General features: G+C 50.5%; 13 protein-coding genes. 3 read left to right on the forward strand and 10 right to left on the reverse strand.

Features of this window, described 5'->3' with window-relative positions; translation table 11 throughout:
- A partial coding sequence (locus P9687_RS14120) for a Y-family DNA polymerase (RefSeq protein WP_443089693.1) occupies positions 1-138 on the reverse strand: 138 nt, incomplete at its 3' end.
- Positions 139-289: 151 nt separating this feature from the next.
- Entirely contained in the window at positions 290-1,087 is a 798-nt protein-coding gene (locus P9687_RS14125; RefSeq protein WP_014098091.1) for an SDR family NAD(P)-dependent oxidoreductase, read from the reverse strand.
- Between the two features lie 500 nt (positions 1,088-1,587).
- On the opposite strand from P9687_RS14125, the gene proC reads away from it, so the two are divergent.
- On the forward strand, positions 1,588-2,415 hold the full coding sequence (gene proC, locus P9687_RS14130; protein ID WP_061565212.1) for a pyrroline-5-carboxylate reductase: 828 nt from the start codon (positions 1,588-1,590) through the stop codon (positions 2,413-2,415).
- 40 nt (positions 2,416-2,455) lie between these two features.
- Here proC and rnz read toward each other — a convergent pair whose 3' ends face one another.
- Positions 2,456-3,373, reverse strand: a complete 918-nt coding sequence (rnz, locus tag P9687_RS14135) for a ribonuclease Z (protein WP_014098089.1) — start codon at positions 3,371-3,373, stop codon at positions 2,456-2,458.
- A gap of 269 nt (positions 3,374-3,642) precedes the next feature.
- Here rnz and zwf point away from each other — a divergent pair, with 269 nt between their 5' ends.
- Positions 3,643-5,142 (forward strand): glucose-6-phosphate dehydrogenase, encoded by a 1,500-nt coding sequence (gene zwf, locus P9687_RS14140; RefSeq protein ID WP_035188026.1) that lies wholly within the window; start codon positions 3,643-3,645, stop codon positions 5,140-5,142.
- Positions 5,143-5,212: 70 nt separating this feature from the next.
- Here zwf and P9687_RS14145 read toward each other — a convergent pair whose 3' ends face one another.
- The 3 genes from P9687_RS14145 to P9687_RS14155 are packed head-to-tail and all read right to left on the reverse strand — an operon-like array spanning position 5,213 to position 8,101.
- Positions 5,213-6,427, reverse strand: coding sequence for a DNA polymerase IV (locus tag P9687_RS14145; protein ID WP_061565213.1), 1,215 nt, complete (start codon positions 6,425-6,427; stop codon positions 5,213-5,215).
- An 18-nt stretch (positions 6,428-6,445) separates the two neighbouring features.
- Entirely contained in the window at positions 6,446-6,973 is a 528-nt protein-coding gene (locus P9687_RS14150; protein WP_081106226.1) for a chemotaxis protein CheW, read from the reverse strand.
- 6 nt (positions 6,974-6,979) lie between these two features.
- Complete coding sequence (locus P9687_RS14155; protein WP_035184634.1) at positions 6,980-8,101, reverse strand: M20/M25/M40 family metallo-hydrolase; 1,122 nt, start codon at positions 8,099-8,101, stop codon at positions 6,980-6,982.
- 122 nt (positions 8,102-8,223) lie between these two features.
- Here P9687_RS14155 and prli42 point away from each other — a divergent pair, with 122 nt between their 5' ends.
- Complete coding sequence (gene prli42 / locus P9687_RS14160; RefSeq protein ID WP_017550500.1) at positions 8,224-8,316, forward strand: stressosome-associated protein Prli42; 93 nt, start codon at positions 8,224-8,226, stop codon at positions 8,314-8,316.
- A gap of 30 nt (positions 8,317-8,346) precedes the next feature.
- Here prli42 and P9687_RS14165 read toward each other — a convergent pair whose 3' ends face one another.
- The 4 genes from P9687_RS14165 to P9687_RS14180 form a co-directional block, all read right to left on the reverse strand.
- Positions 8,347-8,850, reverse strand: a complete 504-nt coding sequence (locus P9687_RS14165; RefSeq protein ID WP_061565214.1) for a L,D-transpeptidase — start codon at positions 8,848-8,850, stop codon at positions 8,347-8,349.
- A 148-nt stretch (positions 8,851-8,998) separates the two neighbouring features.
- Positions 8,999-9,436 carry a BrxA/BrxB family bacilliredoxin gene (locus tag P9687_RS14170; RefSeq protein WP_013859587.1) on the reverse strand — a complete coding sequence of 146 codons (438 nt, stop codon included), beginning with the start codon at positions 9,434-9,436 and terminating at the stop codon, positions 8,999-9,001.
- 266 nt (positions 9,437-9,702) lie between these two features.
- On the reverse strand, positions 9,703-10,614 hold the full coding sequence (pfkB, locus tag P9687_RS14175) for a 1-phosphofructokinase (protein ID WP_013859588.1): 912 nt from the start codon (positions 10,612-10,614) through the stop codon (positions 9,703-9,705).
- Between the two features lie 213 nt (positions 10,615-10,827).
- Positions 10,828-12,108, reverse strand: a complete 1,281-nt coding sequence (locus tag P9687_RS14180) for a dihydrolipoamide acetyltransferase family protein (RefSeq protein WP_061565215.1) — start codon at positions 12,106-12,108, stop codon at positions 10,828-10,830.
- Positions 12,109-12,123: the final 15 nt, after the last annotated feature.

Consider the following 12,123-nt stretch of genomic DNA (forward strand, 5'->3'; position numbering starts at 1 on the left):
AGCGAGCACCACCCCGGACCGGCGCGCCGGATCCCCCGATACGATTACGGGTTTATCCCTGTACGCCGGATGATCGGCTTTTTCCACACTTGCATAAAAAGACTGCATATCGACGAGAAAAATCACACGCTGGCTCATCTTTCAACCCCTCTTACCTTAGAAACTAAGCAAACAACACGAACTATAGTTCTTATTCTATTCCTCATTATAAACGAATATACGTTCTTTCGCCAATTGTTTTTTTAGGCAGAGGGGTTATATTTTTCCAAAACGCGCATCACACCGGCTGCTATTTTTTAAAGAAAGCCTGCCGTCCGAGCCTTTCCACAAGCCCGGGGAAAAGCGCATGGATGGTAGCGGATGCATTCATCCATTTTGGCGCATTGATTTCACGCCGATTTACAAGCATCGTATCCGTTATTTTTTCTGCAAGTTTTTCGGGATCCAGCATCCATTTTTCAATATTTTTCCGGTAGGTGCCGGACCGGTCGGCGATGTCGAAAAAACCGGTTGCAACCGGGCCGGGATGAACGGCTGTCACATAGACGCCAAAGCGCGCCATTTCCATGCGGAGGCTGTCCGTAAAGCCGCGCACTGCAAACTTGCTGGCCGCATAGACGCTTGATTTTGGGGTCGCCATTTTGGCCGCCTGGGAAGCGATATTGATAATATGGCCGGCACGGTTTTTTTGCATATGCGGGACGACCGCTTTGGTGCAGGCAATGAGCCCGATGACATTGACATCAAACATCCCCCTGACATCCTCCATGCGGATATCCTGCACTTCATCAAAAACGCCGAAACCGGCATTGTTCACGAGCACATCAATCTGGCCACAGCGGTTGTAAATCGATTCAAAAACAGCAGGAATTTTGCCGTGCTCCGCTACATCGCAGCGAACGGTCAGACACGAAACCTGGTAAGCTGCTTCGATCTCCGCCTTGATTTTTTCAAGCTTGCCGAGGCTTCTGGCGAGCAGAACAAGGTTAGCCTCGTTTTTGGCGGCGGCAAAGGCGATTTTTTCCCCGAGGCCGCCGGAAGCGCCGGTAATCACGATCGTTTTCTTCCGGATCCGTTTATTTGCCATGTTTCCATCTTCTCCCTCTATCTTGAAAATTTTCATTCCTCCACTGGTGCCATTTGCCGCGGCATGGATGCCTATTCTGAAAAATGGTGCCGGCCGATTTTCATGCTTCCTCCCGTGCCGCGTTCATTGCGGCAGCACGCCTGGTACCATTTTAAAATGGCCGGGCACGGATTTTTTATCTGAAAATTCACGGAATCACTCTTGACAACTCCCCGATTTTTCTTCATAATAAGTAATACCATTTTGATAAGCGACCGGCTGTGACCAGGACCAGTAAGCCGGGCATGATGCAAGAGAGCGGGGTTCTCAGGCTGGAAAACTCCGCCATCCGCTGCCCGGCCGAACCTGCCTGTGAGCTGTTTGGCAAAACCAAACCGGATGAAAACCGTTAACCAAATGAGGTGTAGGATCGAATTCCTGCAATAAAGGTGGTACCGCGGAACATGCCCTTTCGTCCTTTACGGATGAAGGGGTTTTTTACTTTGAAGGGAGGCATTTGCATGAAAATATCATTTATTGGCGCCGGGTCCATGGCTGAAGCGATGATCATTGGCATGCTTGAAAAAAGAATCGTAAAAGCCTGGGACATCCGCGCCCATAACCGCACGAACAAGAAAAGGCTCCGCACATTGGAACAGAAATACGGCATCCGGGCTGCAGACGGCCTCGACCAGCTTTTCGAAGGCCCGGACGCGGTCATCTTAGCCGTAAAACCGAAAGATGCCCCAGATGTGCTCGAATCGGTCCGTCCGCTCATATCTCCGGACACCCTGCTCGTTTCGGTAGCGGCCGGCATCACCATTCCGTTTATCGAAAACAAGATTGGCCGGCATATTCCCGTTGCGCGCGCAATGCCGAACACATCGGCGAAAGTCGGGCTGTCGGCAACCGGCATTGCCTTTAACGCCGCTGCGACAAAACAGCACCGGCACCGGGCGTTTGCCATATTTTCGGCTGTCGGCATGACTACGGCCGTAAAAGAAGAACAGCTCGATGCTGTAACAGGGCTTTCGGGAAGCGGACCGGCGTATATTTATTATATCGCCGAAGCGCTCCAGCAGTCAGCTGCAGAAATCGGGCTCGACGCACAAACGGCAAAACAATTTATCCTCCAGACGATCATCGGCGCAGCAGAAATGCTGAAAACTTCAGCCGAACCGCCGGAAGCGCTCCGGAAAGCTGTCACAAGCCCGAACGGCACCACAGAAGCCGCGATCCGCGTCCTTGACGAACGCGAGGTCAAACAAGCTTTCATTGACTGTGTAAAAGCAGCTGCAAAGCGAGCAAATGAGTTATCGAACGCAGGGAAAGAACCCGCAAGAGAATAACCGGCAATAAAAAAGCGGCAGGCAAGCCGCTTTTTTTGCTTTACAAAACAGGCACTTCCATCAAATCATGGACAAGCAGACTGTCCGGGAATAAAGCTTGCGCTTCCTGCTCAAGCGCCGGCCAGTCTTCTTTTCCGTACCTGGCACTAATATGGGTAAGAAGCAGCCGTTTTGCCCCCGCCTGCTTTGCCGTTTGCGCCGCGTCCGCCGTTGTCGAATGAAAATAATCATGCGCCATTTGCCCGCTCTCCTTGTTAAACGTTGCTTCGTGAACGAGAAGATCGGCATTGGCTGCGAGCCGGATTTCCGCCTCATTCGGCCTTGTATCGCCAAGGATGGCAATGATCTTCCCCTTTTTCGCCGGGCCGAGATAATCTTTTCCGCTGATCACGCGACCGTCTTCCAATGTTACCGTCCGGCCTTCTTTCAGCAGCCGGTAAACCGGGCCCGGGCGGATCCCTTCTTTTTTCAATCGATCCGCATCCAGCGCGCCCGGTTTGTCTTTTTCGGTAATCCGGTAGCCGAAGCTTTCGATCCCATGATCAAGCCGCAGCGCACAAACCGTAAAGCGGTCGTCTTCAAATACCGTTCCTTCTTCAATTTCGATGATCTCCAAAGGATATTTCAGACGGGTTTCGCTCACTTTCAGGGAAACTTCCACAAACGCTTTTATGCCTTTCGGGCCGTAAACGGTAAGCGGGCCATCCCCGCCCTGGAACGACCGGCTCCCAAGAAAGCCGGGAAGCCCGAAAATATGGTCGCCGTGCAAGTGGGTGATAAAAATTTTTTCAACTTTGCGCGGTTTGATCGCAGTGTGCAAAATCTGGTGCTGTGTCGCTTCCCCACAGTCAAAAAGCCAGATGGCATTTCGTTCTTCCAGCAATTTGAGCGCAATGGACGTGACGTTTCTTGCTTTGGCAGGTACGCCCGCGCCAGTTCCCAAAAATAAAATTTCCAAATGATGTTCCCCCCTTTCCTGCCGGATCCCGGCCGCACATATAGAACTATCTTATCATAATTTTACGGAAAGGAAACTATTGCATATCATTTGCGTATTTGCCCGTGAAAGTCTAGAATATAGTGACAATGAAATGGGGCCGGAAAGCGGAAAAAAATGATTTTTCCCTGCTTTTGAAATGAAATGGCTGCAACAAGGCAAACTATAACCGTATCATGAGACAGGCCGGCCTTAAATCGTGATTTTTTGAACAAAGAGAGGTAAGAAAGATGCAGACAACTGAGACACCGAAATCGTTATTTATGCTTTTTGGCGCAACAGGTGATCTGGCGAAGCGTAAGCTGTTTCCTTCCCTGTACAATTTGTACCGGAAAGGCAGGCTGTCAGAGCATTTCGCTGTGATCGGCACGGCAAGAAGGGAATGGACGGACGAAATCTTCCGTGCGCATATAAAAGATTCCGTTCTGAGCGCGAGAGAACATGCGGAACAGCTTGAAGCGTTTGCCGCTCATTTTTACTATCAGCCGCATGATGTGACAGACAGCAACTCGTACATACAGTTGAAGCAATTAGCGGATGAACTGGATGAAAAGTACCAGCTGGAAGGCAACCGGATCTTCTATTTGGCGATGGCCCCGGAATATTTCGGGACGATTTCGGACCATCTGAAAAGTGACGGGCTTACCGCTACAAACGGGTTTAAACGGCTTGTCATCGAAAAACCTTTCGGGCATAGCCTCGAATCAGCGAAACAGCTGAACAGCCAGATCCGGAAATCTTTTTCAGAAGACCAGATTTACCGAATCGACCATTATTTAGGTAAAGCGATGGTACAAAATATCGAGGTCATCCGGTTTGCCAACGCCCTGTTCGAGCCGCTTTGGAACAATCGTTATATTTCCAACATCCAGATTACATCAAGCGAGATGCTTGGCGTGGAAGAACGGGCGCGGTATTACGAAGCGAGCGGGGCGCTCAGGGATATGGTGCAAAACCATATGCTGCAAATGGTGGCGCTCCTTGCAATGGAACCGCCGATCAGCCTGACAACAAACGAAATCCGGAGCGAAAAAGTGCGGGTGCTGCGTGCCTTGCGCACCATTGAAGGAAAAGATGTGCCGGCATACTTCGTGCGCGGCCAGTACGGTCCGGGCGAAATTGGCGGCAAAAAAGTCCAGGGTTACCGGGAAGAGCTGAATGTAGCGCCGGATTCCAGGACCGAAACGTTTGTCGCCGGGAAACTGATGATTGATAATTTCAGATGGGCGGGCGTGCCGTTTTACATCCGCACCGGCAAACGGATGGCGGCGAAATCGACGAAAATTGTCGTGCAGTTTAAAGATATCCCGATGAATTTGTACTACAATACAAATCATGAACTGAACCCGAATCTGCTTGTCATCCATATCCAGCCGGAAGAAGGGATTTCGCTTCATCTGAACGCCAAAAAACCGGGCCAGCATATGGAAACCACCCCTGTGCAGCTCAGCTTTGCAAGCAGCAGCAAAAACGGCATTAATACGCCCGAAGCTTATGAAAAATTGATTCATGACTGTTTGATGGGCGACGCAACCAACTTTACCCATTGGGATGAAGTCGCCTTATCGTGGAGCTTTGTCGATAATATTTCAAAAGTGTGGGAAAACAAGCCGATTACATTCCCAAATTACAAATCCGGTTCGATGGGACCGAAAGCAGCCGATGAACTGCTGGAAAAAGACGGCTTCTTCTGGTGGCCGGTGGAAGATCTGGAAGTTGGGAACTGCTGAACCTGTTAAAAAAGGAACACGCCATCTTTGCGCGTGTTCCTTTTTTATGGGACGTGCCGGAAGCCGGTAATTAACCGCGGGGATCCGGCGGCCGCTTTCCCGCTTCTCTCCCGGTTTGGATAATCTGCTCCCCAAATTTCTTGCGGAGCCGGCTGATTGCCTCATACAGCGGCTCTTTTTTGGCTGCTTCTTCATATGAAAACAGACTCAGCTGTTCTGCTTCCGCCTTCCGGTCCGTTAAACCGGAGGCGGTAATGCCCAAAAGGCGTACGGGCTGCCCGTTCCAGTTCCGGATAAAAAGCGTGCGGGCGGCTTGAAACAACGCATCGCCGCTTTCAACCGGCCCTCCGCTTTTTTTGCTCCTCGTCACCGTTTTCCGGTCCGCGTAACGGATCATGATGCCCACATTGGTTGCCGCAACCTCCTTTTTTCTCATCCGTTCCGCCGTTTCATCCGCAAGCTTTTTCAGCACGGCATCGATCCGGTGTTCATCCTCCGTATCCTCAGATAGCGTCACCATCCGCCCAACGCTTTTGGTGACGTTTACGGATTCGGGATCAACAGGACGCGGGTCTCTTCCATTCGCCCTTTCTTTCAAACGGATGCCACGGATGCCGAGAAGCTGCTTTAAAAGAAAATCATCCGCATGCGCCAGATCGCCGATCGTAAAAAGACCACAGCCGTTAAGCTTTTCCGCCGTTTTGCCGCCTACACCGTGCATCTCGATCAACGGCCGCGGCCATAATAAACGGGGAATATCCCGCTTTCTTAAAATGGTGATGCCCATCGGCTTTTTCATATCCGACGCTGTTTTCGCCAAAAATTTATTCGGGGCGATCCCGATGCTTGACGGCAAATCGAGTTCCGCAAGAATTTGCTGCTGGATCGATTCGGCAATGGCAGGCGGCGTCCCCAGTTCCTCGAGGCCGGTAATGTCCACATAACCTTCATCGATCGAAACCGGTTCGACCAAAGGCGAATACGCGCGGAGGATTGAAAACATTTTGGCGGATGCTTTTTTATATAGATCAAAACGGGGTGGCACGATTAAAAGATCCGGGCAGCGTTTTTTTGCTTCCCAGACCGGCATGGTCGTTTTTACACCGAATTTTCTCGCTTCATAACTGCACGTCACAATGATGCCTTTCCGTTCTTTCGGATTCCCGGCAACGGCCAGCGGCTTCCCTTTAAGCGCAGGGTTTTCCGCCATTTCAACCGAAGCGAAAAAACTGTTCATATCGACATGCAAAATGACACGGCCTTTTTTCGGATAAAATGCTTTCATCTTCACCCACTCCGGCGCTCACGAATTTCCGGCCGCTTCTTTCATATAAGCGGCAATGTCTGCAATCCCTTCAAGCGACGCCGTAAACAAATCGACATCCATAATGGTAATCAGCCTGTCCTTCAAACTGGCGACAGCCGTAAAATAATTTGTCCGCCCGTAGCCGGCAAGGCCGATCTGTTTTTTCTCTTCTTCCTGTATTTCCACAATGTCGTTTGCCTCTTTGACGAGCAGGCCGACCGGAATGGCTTCTGTCCGGACGACGATCATGCGGGCGTCCTCTATGGAGGAAAGCGGTGTCTGGTAAAAACAATGTTCGACGTCAATAATCGGGATCAGTTCATCCCTCACCTTCATGATGCCCCGTACAAATGCAGGCAGTTTTGGGACGGGATTGGCTGCTTGCGCCTTTTCAACAGAAATGACCGATCCAATATGAATGCCGTACTCCTCTTCCCTCGTTTTAAAAATGATATATTTATTGAGCGCTTCCAACTGATCGCTTCCTTTCTTAAAAAGGAAGCGGTTATCCCGCTTCCGCCTCAAATCCTGTTACTCCCCGCCGGCCACTTCCGCAATGGCAACCGCCATCTCAGCCAGTTTGACCAGTTCTTTAACCGGAATTCTTTCTTTTGTCGTATGGATTTCTTCATACCCTGTGCCGAGATTGACCGTCGGGATGTTAAATCCTGCAATGACGTTGGCGTCGCTTCCGCCCCCGCTTTGCTCCAGCTTGCTCTCGCGGCCGATTTTTGCTGCTGCTTTTTTGGCCACTTCCACCACTTGGTCGCCGTCTGAGAATTTAAATCCCGGGTACACGACGTTCACTTCGACTTCCGCTTTTCCGCCCATTTCCAGTGCCGTCTGTTCAAAAGCGGTTTTCATTTTGGCAACCTGTGTTTCCATTTTTTCCGGAACGAGTGAACGGGCTTCCGCCAGAATATCGACGCGGTCGCAAACGATATTGGTTGCCTGACCGCCTTCAAAGCGCCCGATATTCGCGGTCGTTTCACTGTCAATGCGGCCGAGCGGCATTTTTGCGATCGCTTTTGCGGCAATGGTGATCGCGGAGACCCCTTTTTCCGGCGCCACACCGGCATGGGCGGTTTTGCCTAAAATGGTTGCTTTGATTTTGGCCTGCGTCGGGGCAGCCGTCACAATCGTGCCAACCGGGCCGTCGCTGTCAAGGGCAAAGCCGTATTTTGCTTTTAACAGCGACGGATCGAGCGCGCGCGAACCGACCAGACCGGACTCTTCGCCGACAGTAATGACAAACTGGATATCCCCGTGGCGGATCTGGTCTTCTTTCAATACCCGGATCATTTCCAACATCGCGGAGAGCCCGGCTTTGTCGTCAGATCCGAGGATTGTCGTGCCGTCTGATTGGATCCAGCCGTCTTTGATGGACGGTTTGATGCCTTTCCCCGGAACGACGGTATCCATATGGGAAGTAAAATAAATCGGCGTCGCTTCAGGAACATTGCCTTTCAATGTGCAGATCAGATTGCCAAAGCCGTGCCCCGTTTTTGCTTTTGTATCATCCTCATATACTTCAAGGCCAAGGCCTTCAAATTTTTGTTTTAAGACCTTGCCAATTTCTTCTTCATGTCCGGTTTCCGAATCCACCTGAACCAGTTCAAAAAATTCTTTTACTAACCGTTCTTCATTCACCATGGAAAAACCTCCAATATGTATATGTACTTTAATAGTATAACGCGAATGATTTTACTTGTACAACCGGCGGCTTCAGGCTAGAATAAAAATGATTACCGTCCGTTTAAGAGGTGAAGTCTGCTTTGTCGAAAAAAACGCAGAAAATTGTCGTGTACTTAATGCTCATTGCCATGCTGGCAGGAACAGTTCTTTCCGGCCTTTCAATGCTGTTTTAAAAAAGGAACGGGAAAGTCCGCGTTCCTTTTTTAAATGGCGCCTTTTGCTTTTGCCAGTTCGGTCATCGGCCGGGTTGACCGAGTGATGTAAATTTTTGTTCCGACCGGCACTTCATCGTACAGCTTTTCGAGCGCCGCTTTCGGCAGGCGGATGCAACCGTTTGAAATATACCGGCCAATTGAAGAAGGATTGTTTGTGCCGTGCAGGCCGTAAATCCGGCCGTCCGTGCCGCGCGCATCAAAACCGATCCAGCGCGAGCCGAGCGGATTGCGCGGGTCGCCGCCGGGAATATTCTTTTTCCGGTAATAAGGATTTTTCGCCTTGACTTTGACCGTAAAAAAACCTTCCGGCGTCAGGTCATTTGTTTTCCCAGTCGCAACCGGCGTTTCGAGCCGGATTTTCCCGCCGCGGATCCAGGCAAGCCGGTTTGTTGTTTTATTGACAATAATGAGCGGGTCTCCCGGGGCAACGTGCCCGTCCGCCGGCCATACCGATAACCCGAAAACAAGCATCCATGCCACCCATATATGCATAAGCCATTCACCTGCTAGTTGTGTTTTTCTTTAGTATGCATCCCGCATACCGGTTCATGCATACGGAAAGTGCGCTTTACACCCGGGACACCGCCCCTGTTAAAAAAAGCCTTCCCCTTTCCAGAACGGAAGGAGAAGGCTTCCCGCATTACAGTTCTTCACAGTATTCTTCAAACATTGCCTGCAGCTCAGCCACGACAGCCGCTGGGTCATGCCCTTCGATCTGGTGCCGTTCAATCATTTTCACAATTTTGCCGTCTTTTAAAAGTGCGAAAGATGGGGAGGACGGCGGATAACCGGTGAAATAGCTGCGTGCCCTTGCCGTTGCTTCTTTATCCTGGCCAGCAAAGACGGTTACAAGCTGGTCCGGGCGCTTATCATAATGGATGGCGTGCGCCGCAGCCGGCCGTGCAATGCCCCCTGCGCAGCCGCACACAGAGTTGACCAAAACAAGTGTCGTCCCTTTTTTGGAAAACGCTTCGTCCACTTCTTCCGGCGTCCTCAGTTCCTGGTAGCCGGCTTCTACTGCCTCTTCACGGGACATGCGCACGACATCGTTCATATAAAGATTAAAATTGACAGACATGCCACTCATCCTTTCATTCTGCTTTAAAGCTAATCATAGCAGGTTTTCACGCTGCTTTTCAAACATTCTGTTTGCAGCCGCCACTTTTCTCTTATTTTACGCATGAAAACGAAAAAAATAGCCGGAAAGCGTTTATTTTTCCAAAAAACCGGGTAAAATGACAGTACATCTAGATCCATACCCCTAAACTCCCTAGATGCTTTGGATGGCGCCTCATGCGCTGTCCCTTTTTTATGCAAAAAAACCGGGGCATCCCGGTTTCCGTTTTATAAAGATTGGACATGGACCTGTCCGAGAAGCGATTCTGCTTCTTGCTTTGTGCAAAGTTCCATGGAAAATGCCGTCGCAGAACCGCAGGCAACCCCAAGCGCAAACGATTCTTTGTACGATTTCCCTTTTGCCATCCCGCTTATAAACCCGGCCACAACCGAATCGCCGGCGCCGGCAGAATTTTTTACCTTCCCTTTCGGCGCTTGCGCAAAATAGGATACTTCCTTGTTCAAAAAGAGCGCGCCTTTTTCCGCCATCGAAACGATCACATTTTCAACGCCCATGTCAAGCAGGCGGCTGCCGTATTGTTTCGCTTCTTCGGGCGTTTCGACTTTCACGCCGAAAATTTCGCCGATTTCATGATGGTTCGGTTTGATCAAAAACGGGCCCGTTTTGATGACATGGCCGAGCGATTCGCCGGAAACATCTGCAATCACGCGGATTTGCTTTTCACGGCATTTTTGAATGAGGCCGGCATAAATGGATGGCGGGAGGGAACTTGGGATGCTGCCGGAAAACAAAATGGCATCCTCTTTGTCCAGGCTGTCGATTTTGGCAAGCAGCCGGTCCAGCTCAGCTTCCGAAATAGAGGGCCCCATTCCGTTGATTTCCGTTTCCACACCGGATTTTAATTTTATATTGATCCGCGTGTCGCCTGAAACTTGGACAAAATCTGTTAAAATACCTTCCGCTTTAAGAAAATTTTCAATGTAGCTGCCGGTAAAACCGCCGAGAAAACCGAGTGCCGTGGAATCAACGCCCAGCCTTTTCATGACGCGCGAGACGTTGATGCCTTTTCCGCCCGGAAACTTAGTGTCCATCACGGAACGGTTCAATCCGCCAAGCTCAAAATGTTCCACCTGTACGATGTAGTCAACAGACGGATTCAGTGTTACCGTATAAATCATTTTTTACACAACCTTTGCTTTGGAGATCAGTTTTAGTATTCCCCTTTTTGATGGCAATCGTTCCCCGCCTGCACGATTGCAAGCGGTGCATCCGGTCGTTATTTTACCTTCAAAAACAGTAAAAATCAATTAAAATCGTTCAAAAACAATCAGTTTTGATAAATCGCCACATTTTCCAACATAGAAAAACCCGCTTCATCAGCGGGCATTTCATTAATAGAGCGGTGCCGTTTCCGGTGTGACCGCCTCTAAAATCTCTTTGACGCGCTTTAAGAAGCGGCCGGAGACGAGTCCGTCCAAAATGCGGTGGTCAATCGACAGGCAAAGGTTCACGATATCGCGCGCCGCAAACATTCCCTCTTCCATGATGACAGGGCGTTTGACAATCGACTCGACCTGGAGGATGGCAGCCTGCGGATAGTTGATAATCCCCATCGACTGCACCGAACCGAATGACCCGGTATTATTGACGGTAAAGGTGCCGCCTTCCATGTCTTCCGGGGCAAGTTTCCCGGCGCGGGCTTTTTGCGCCAGCACAGCAATTTCATGGGCAATGCCTTTGATCGATTTTTCATCGGCATGCTTTATGACCGGCACGTACAACCTGTCTTCGGCGGCAACGGCGATCGAGATGTTGACATCATGTTTTTGGATAATGGCATCCCCAGCCCATCTGGAATTGAGCGCAGGATACTCTTTCAGCGCCCGGGCAACGGCTTTGACAAAAAAGGCAAAGTATGTCAGGTTAAAGCCTTCGCGCCGCTTAAACTCTTCTTTTACGGCATCCCGGTAGCGGACAAGGTTCGTAACGTCCGCTTCGACCATCATCCACGCATGCGGAATTTCCTGTTTGCTGCGTGCCATATTGTTCGCGATCGCTTTACGCACGCCGGTAACCGGAATCACCATATCTTCTTCTGCAGCTTCCCGTACAGGCTGAGGCCGGGAAGCAGGCGGCGTATGCCGGGCAGGTTCCGGTTTTGAAGGTGCGGGTTTTGCCGGTTCCGGTTTTGAAGGTGCCGGTTCTGCCTCATTCCCCCTGCTTTCAATGATTTTCAACAGGTCTTTGCGCGTAATCCGGCCTTCCCTTCCCGTTCCTTTGACCCGGTTCAAGTCAATGCCGTATTCCTGGGACAGTTTTAAAACGGCCGGGGAATAGCGGACTTTTTTCCCTTTTTCCGCTTCCGGCTCCGGCACCGCAGCATCCGGATCCAGGCCCGGTTCCGCTTCAGGCCGGGCAATTGTTTCACTTGATCCGGTTTTGACCGTGCAAATGACTTCCCCGACAGCAACGGTTTCGTCTTCCGAAGCGATCAGTTCCACGATTTCCCCTTCAAACGAAGAAGGCACTTCGGCATTGACTTTGTCTGTTAATACTTCACAAAGCGGATCGTATTTATGGACATGATCACCCGGGGATACAAGCCACTTGCTGATGGTTCCTTCCGTCACACTTTCCCCGAGCTGCGGCATCGTAATGTTTTCTATCGCCAATTGGCACCCTCCTAT

The sequence above is a fragment of the Weizmannia sp. CD-2023 genome (genome assembly GCF_036225245.1).
GTDB classification, from domain to species: domain Bacteria; phylum Bacillota; class Bacilli; order Bacillales; family Bacillaceae_C; genus Weizmannia; species Weizmannia faecalis.